The sequence below is a fragment of the Planctomycetota bacterium genome, from assembly GCA_035574235.1.
GTDB lineage: Bacteria > Planctomycetota > MHYJ01 > MHYJ01 > JACPRB01 > DATLZA01.
In genome coordinates this window covers 21,912-29,276 of the sequence record DATLZA010000026.1, presented here as the reverse complement: position 1 = coordinate 29,276, position 7,365 = coordinate 21,912, and the positions used below count along the sequence as shown (strand labels likewise).

The 7,365-nt window shown below is 63.4% G+C and carries 2 protein-coding genes; both read left to right on the top strand.

The window, feature by feature from the left end; genetic code table 11:
* Positions 1-227 precede the first annotated feature (227 nt).
* Entirely contained in the window at positions 228-3,896 is a 3,669-nt protein-coding gene (locus tag VNO22_02250) for a DNA methyltransferase (protein HXG60172.1), read from the top strand.
* 74 nt (positions 3,897-3,970) lie between these two features.
* Positions 3,971-7,351 carry a DISARM system helicase DrmA gene (gene drmA / locus VNO22_02245; GenBank protein ID HXG60171.1) on the top strand — a complete coding sequence of 1,127 codons (3,381 nt, stop codon included), beginning with the start codon at positions 3,971-3,973 and terminating at the stop codon, positions 7,349-7,351.
* The last annotated feature ends 14 nt before the right edge of the window (positions 7,352-7,365 follow it).

Sequence of the window (7,365 nt, the reverse complement as noted above, 5' to 3'; positions counted from 1 at the left end):
CTTGCTGAACGCGACTCTCGGTGCGCCGGAGGGCCGTGAGGTGACTGTCCTAATCTGTCCTAAACGACAGGTCGGAGGCGTTTGAATCGGACTAAAAAACGCTATTTGCGCTCTAAATTTCGCTTTCGAGGCGTTTTCCGTCCTTCGCGAAGTCCGTTCTCGGTTGGAGCTTCTCCACCACCTACTATGCCGGCACTCCCGAACACCCCATCCCTGCCGAGCTCGAAGTGCCCCTCCCCGAATACAACGAGACCCTCCGGCCCGATTTCGCCGTGCGCGATCCCGATCCTGAAGAAAAGGATTCGCCCTGGCAGCTCCTGGTGAAGGTTCTGGAGCCGAACGAGGACATGGACAAGGCCGGGCGCGTCGGGGAAGGTCTCGACGCGTCCCCCCACAGTCGGATGGAGCGGCTCCTGCGCAAAACAGGCGTCCTCGCGGGATTGCTGGTCAACGGTCGGTATCTGCGCCTGATCTCCGCTCCCCGGGGAGAGAGTTCCGGGTGGATCGACTTCCGCGTGAAGGACATGGTCCAGGTCGCGGGGCGGCCCATCTGCTCGGCGCTTCGCCTGCTCCTGGGGGAGTCCCGACTCCTCACTCTGCCTCGCGCCAAGCGCCTCGCCGCCCTTCTCAAGGAGAGCCGGGAGTATCAGAACGAGGTAAGCGAACGGCTCGCCGAACAGGTCCTTCACGCCCTCTATGAGCTCCTCCGGGGTTTCCAGACCGCCCACGAACAATCCGGGGGGCGGCTTCTCCAGGACCCCCTTTCGCGGGATCCGGACGAGGTCTACCGGGGACTCCTGACGGTGCTCCTGCGCATGGTGTTCCTCTTCTACGCCGAGGAGAAAGAGATGCTGCCCCGGAATGAAACCTGGCAACGATACTACTCGCTCGGCGGACTCTACCAGCGCCTTCGGGAAGATGCGGCTCTGTATCCGGACACCATGGACCACCGGTTCGGGGCTTGGCCGCAGCTTCTGGTTTTGTTTCGCCTGATCCACGAGGGGGCCGAATTGGGTGCGGAGCGCCTGCCCGCGCGGCATGGAACGCTCTTCGACCCGGATCGGTTTCCCTTTCTTGAGGGTCGACGGGCCGGCCAGAACGGCCCCATCGCACCGCCTCGCGTCCCCGACGGAACCGTCTACCGGACTTTGGAAAAGCTTCTGGTGCTGGACGGCGAACGCATATCCTACCGCGCCCTGGACGTCGAGCAGATCGGCTCAGTCTATCAGGCGATGATGGGGTTCCGCCTGGAAAAGGCCGCCGGGGTTTCGGTGGCGATCCGAGCGCCGAAGAAGTGGGGAGCCCCCACGACGGTGGATCTCGAGGCCCTTCTGGCCGTAAACCCGGCAAAGCGGGTCGAATGGCTCCAGGAACGCGCCGACCGCCGGATCAGCGAGAGGATGAAGAAAGGCATCTCGGAGGCCAAGACCCTGGAGGACCTCCACGCCGCCCTCGAGCCCCTCATCGACAAGGCCGCCACGCCGGACCGCGTCTCCAAGGGCGCCATGGTCCTTCAGCCCAGCGAAGAGCGGCGCCGTTCCGGGTCGCACTACACCCCAAGGAAGCTCACCGAGCCCATCGTGCGGACGACCCTGGAGCCGATTCTGGAGCGCCTGCGCGGGCCGGACGGCCGCCCGCCCCGGCCAGAGCAGATCCTGGATCTTAAGGTTTGCGATCCTGCGATGGGGTCCGGGGCATTCCTGGTCGAAGCCTGCCGGTTCCTGGCAGACGCCCTGGTCGAGTCCTGGCATGCTCACAATCAGGTTCCTCCGATTCCCCCGGACGAAGATGAAGTGATTCACGCCCGTCGCCTGGTGGCCCAGAACTGCCTTTATGGGGTGGATCGGAATCCGGTGGCCGTGGACCTGGCCAAGATGTCTCTGTGGCTGGCGACCTTGGCGAAGGATCACGCTTTCACGTTCCTGGATCACGCCCTGCGTCACGGGGATTCGCTGGTGGGGCTGGGATTGGATCAGATCTCGGTCTTCCACTGGAAGGCCGGAGGAGAGGTGCAGAAAAGGCTTATCTCGCCGCTTATCGAGGAGCGGATCGGGGAATGCCGTCACCTTCGGGACGAGATCCGGCGGTCTTCGGAGGCGGACGAAGTGGAACTGTCCGCGAAGCTCCGGGACGCGGACGAAGCCCTTTCGGAACTTAAGCTCATCGGGGACCTGGTGGTGTCGGGGTTCTTTTCGTCCCCAAAGCCCAAGGAGCGCAACACCAGCCGTCAAAGGCTGGCCGATGCCCTGGAGAAAGCCCTGGAGGAGGACGACAAGGAGTGTCTGCTGAAGCTGGAGGAACATCGAAATCCCGCGCTTGTCCCCTTCCATTGGCAGCTCGAGTTTCCGGAGGTCTTCGAACGGGAGAATCCCGGGTTCGACGCGATCTTGGGGAATCCGCCGTTTGGGGGCAAGAACACGATCATCGCGGGAAATCCGGACTATTACCTGGATTGGCTTCAGGAGATCCATCCTGACTGCCACGGAAATGCGGATCTTGTCGCCCATTTCTTCCGGCGCGCGTTCAACCTCCTTAGGCAGGGAGGCGCCTTCGGGCTCATTGCTACCAAGACGATCGGTCAGGGGGACACTCGCTCGAGCGGTCTCCGGTGGATCTGCAGGAATGGGGGCGAGATCTTCTGCGCGCGGAGGCGGCTCAAGTGGCCCGGGCTGGCGGCCGTGGTGGTGAGCGTCGTCCATGTCATGAAGGGCGAGTTCCGGGGCCCGCGGCGGCTGGACGGCCGGGAAGTGGAGAAGATCACGGCGTACCTCTTCCACAGGGGCGGTCATGACGACCCGGTCAGGTTGACCGCAAATGCAGGTAAAAGTTTTGTTGGAAGCTATGTTCTCGGCATGGGGTTCACGTTCGACGACAGCGACAGGGACGGGATCGCGACGCCGATTGCCGAGATGCGCCGGCTGATCGAAAAGGATCCGGCAAACAAGGAGGTTATTTTCCCCTACATCGGGGGGGAGGAGGTGAACACCCACCCTGCGCATGAGCATCATCGGTACGTCATCAACTTCGGAGAGAGGAGTGAGGAGGAATGCCGCAGGCGATGGCCGGATTTAATGGCGATGATTGAGAAGAAGGTGCGCCCCGAGCGTGCCAAACTGACCAAGAACGAAATCGGTCGCAAGCGGGCCAGGATGTGGTGGCAATATGGGTCTCTTGCGAAGGAATTATACGCCGCCATCGCGGGGCTGGAGCGGGTATTGGCTGTGAATTGTGGTGCCGCGCCGCACATGGCGTTCGCCCTGCTATCCGCAAATGCGGTTTTTGCGCACACTCTCTGCGTCTTTCCCTTCGACTCCTACGGCCCCTTCGCCGTGCTCCAGTCGCGCGTCCACGAAACGTGGGTGCGGTTCTTTGCCTCGTCCCTTGAAGATCGGCTTCGATACACACCTTCGGATTGTTTCGAGACATTCCCCTTCCCGGAGAGGTGGGACACTCGTCCCGCTCTCGAGGCCGCCGGAAAGGTCTGCTACGAATTCCGCGCCGCTCTCATGATCCGGAACAACGAAGGGCTGACCAAGACCTATAACCGCTTTCACGATCCCAACGAACGCCAGGCGGACATCCTCAGGCTCCGCGAACTCCACGCGGCCATGGACCGCGCGGTCCTCGATGCCTACGGCTGGACGGACATCCCGACCCGATACGAATTCCTACTCGACTACGAGATCGACGAGGAGGAATGGGGCGACAAGAAAAAACCCTACCGGTACCGGTGGCCGGACGACATCCGGGACGAGGTCTTGGCGCGCCTGCTGGAACTCAACGCCCGCCGGGCGAGGGAGGAAGCCCTCAGCGGCGCGGCCCGCCGGGAACGCCCCGGACGCAATCGGCGCAAGCGCAATGCGGATCAGGAAGTTATGGGAGCGGATCTCTTATAGGTTCCAGCGGGGCCGAACGAATCGGCGTTACGGAATCGTGGATTTAATGCGTTCGAAACGGAATTATTAGCCTGATGAACCCGAAAGGCAACGACGGCAGCTCTCCTTCGAGCTCTCTCGAGGTGCGCCAACGTCTGGTGGAGGCCCTGAGGCTCGATCTCGTGGGCCCTTGGAGCGGTCACGCCCTGGCGGAGGAAAAGCTCCCCTATTGGATCCGTCCTTCCAACTGGTATCTGACCGGGTTTCTGATTCCCACCGGAACGCCGCCGGAGGAGCGCTGCGCTCCCGGCGAGGATGAAGATCTGGACGAGGTTCTCGAACACGAGGGCCTCCCCGAAGAAAACTCCGAGGACCGCAGGGCGGCCAAGAGGGGGCATTTCCCCTCTTCGATGGGGTTAAGTTTCCTGGTTCCGCCGGAGGCCCATGAGTTCGAAGGGGTCGTGCGCTGGGGGGATTACGAGCTGGTGGAGATCCAGAGCCCTGAGGGGAAGACAGAAAAGGCCTGGCAGCGGCGGCCTCGAGAAAAAAAGATCCGGGTCGAGTTGAAGGGGGACCGCGTCTACGACGTTCCGGATTCCGGCGGCCTTCAGCTTCATGTCCTGGAGCGCAAGATCGCCGGCGGGGATCTGTCGGACAGGATTGCTCCGGGAAGCCGGTCGGTTTCCGTGTTCCTGGTTAACCGCCGGAGTCCCAATAAAGAAAATCCCGACCTTTCCTACATCTTCCAGGCCGCGCTGGAGGTGTCGAGCGACCGGCCGCTCGTGCCGCGTTCCGATCCGAGGGGTCTGAAGGCGGACGGGTGGGACGAGAGGGTGGCGGACCTCCACTACGCCGATACACCGGAGTTCGCCGTGGGGCACGGGGTTTCGGCGGACTGGGAAGTTCAGGAGGACGGGACGTGTCGGGCGATTCGCACGACATGGCTCCCAGGGGTCGAAGTCCCCAAGACCGCGGCTTGCCAGGTGCCCGAGGTTGAGCTCTCTATGGATGCGCTGGGAGCGCTGCAGGACGGTCCGGCCGCCGAGGCGGCCCTGCGTTCGCTGACCCGGCAATATGAACAGTGGATCGCCGGCTGGAGGAAGAAGCTTGGGAGCTTCGGAGGCCGTCACCGGGAGACGGCCGAGGTCCTCCTGGAGCGAGCTTCCTTCGCCTGTCGGCGCATCGGGCAGGGGATCGATCTTCTGGCGCGGGATCCGGATGTCCTGGAAGCCTTCCGAACAGCCAACCGTGCCGTGGCCCGGGCGCTCCATCAGAGACTGGGTGAAAAGCTGTCGGGGCCTCCGAAGTGGTATCCCTATCAGCTGGCGTTTATTCTTCTGAATCTGTCCGGGTTAGCCGATCCGAAAGATCGGAACCGCGAGACGGTGGATCTCCTTTATTTCCCCACCGGCGGCGGGAAGACCGAGGCCTACCTGGGCCTGGCGGCCTTTGCCATGGTCTACCGGAGGCTGAAACACCCGGCCGCCCAGGGCCGCGCCGGAGCCGGGGTGAGCGTCATCATGCGGTACACCCTGCGGCTTTTGACCCTCGATCAACTTATGCGGGCGTCGGGCTTGGTTTGCGCGCTCGAGATGGAGCGGCGGGGCCAGGAGGCGCGGTATGGGACATGGCCTTTCGAGATCGGCCTGTGGGTCGGCAAGGCGGCCACGCCCAATATCATGGGGCGCAAGGGGGACAACCGCCAGGATACGGCCCGGAGCAAGACCCAACGGTACAAGAAAAACCCCAAGGGCAATCCCCCACCTATCCCTCTCGAAGCCTGCCCTTGGTGCGGGACCCGCTTCCAGCCTGAATCCTTTGATCTCGAGCCGGACGAAGACGAACCCCGCAACCTCAGGGTGGTTTGCGCCAACCCGGACTGCGATTTCACGCGCGACCGCCCGTTGCCGATTGTGGCGGTGGACGAGTCCATCTACCGGCGGCTCCCGGCGTTCCTGATCGCCACGGTGGACAAATTCGCCTCGCTCCCCTGGGTGGGTCCCTGCGGCGTTCTGCTGGGCGGGGCCGACCGGCACGACAACGAGGGTTTTTATGGGCCCGCGGAGCCCGGGAGGGGCAATCCGCTGCCGGATTCGCTGCCTCCGCCGGACCTGGTGATTCAGGACGAGCTGCATCTCGTCTCGGGACCGTTGGGAACTCTGGCAGGCCTCTACGAGACCGCCATCGAAGGGCTTTGTATCCGGAAGATCGGCGACCGGACGGTCCGTCCGAAAATCGTGGCTTCGACGGCCACGGTTCGTCAGGCCCAGGATCAGGTTCAAGCCCTGTTCGGTCGGGGAACAACGCAGATCTTCCCGCCTCCCGGACCGGACCGGCGGGACTCCTTTTTTGCCCGCGTGCAACCCTTGGCTTCGGTCGCCGGCCGGTTCTATCTCGGAGTGGCGGCGGCGGGGCAGAGCTCGAAGGAGGTCATGCGTCGAGTGTGGCTGGCGCTCCTTGGGGCGGCCGAGCGCCTGTACCGGCAGGCGGGCGTGATCTCCAGGAAGGAGAACCCGGCGGATCCCTACATGACGGTGGTGGGGTATTTCAACAGCCTCCGGGAACTGGGCGGGTCCCGCAGAGTCATCGAGGAGCAGATTCAGAACACGATCCAAACTTACGGCCTGAGGCGACGGCTCGGGGGGGACCCAGGCCTTTTCAGCGATCGCAGGAACCTTTCGGAGGTATTGGAACTGACGTCGCGTGTTCCCACCCACAAGGTGGCGGAGGCCCGCCGCCGGCTGGAGTGTGCGCATCGTGAAGACGGGAGCGTAGACTGCGTCTTGGCGACCAACATGATCTCGGTCGGCGTGGATATCCCCCGGCTGGGGGTTATGGTTGTCCATGGCCAGCCCAAGACCTGCACGGAGTACATTCAGGCCACCAGCCGGGTGGGGCGGGACGACAGCAAGCCCGGCCTTGTGGTGACCATTCTGATTCCTCACAAGCCGCGGGACCGATCGCACTATGAGCGATTCCGGCATTATCACGAGACCTTCTATAGGTCGGTCGAGCCGGGGAGCGTGACCCCGTTCTCCGCCCGGGCCCTGGATCGCGGGTTGGCCGGGGCCATGGTGGCGCTGGCCCGCCACGGGGTGGTCGAGCTGACGCCTCCCGACGGGGCAGGGAAGATTTCCGAGGTTCGGGCCGCGGTGGAACGGCGTCTGCTCGAGGTGTTTCAGGAGCGGCTGCGGCGTCAATCCCTTGAAGAGGAGGAGCGTGAGGAGCGGCTTCAGAGTGTTCAGAGCCGGATCGTGGATCTCCTGGATTCCTGGATCACGGTGTCCGAGGACTTCCGCAAAAGCGGCGTGGGGATTCAATATCAGCAATGGGAGGGGAAGCTGGCCAAGGCCCTGTTGCGGGATCCGTTGGAGAAGGACTTCGAGTCCGAACATCATCGGAAGTTCCGTGTTCCTCGATCTCTCCGGGAGGTGGAGCCCGAGGTGGACTTAGTCCTGAAGGATCTGAGGCAATAGGCGGCGGAGGATCG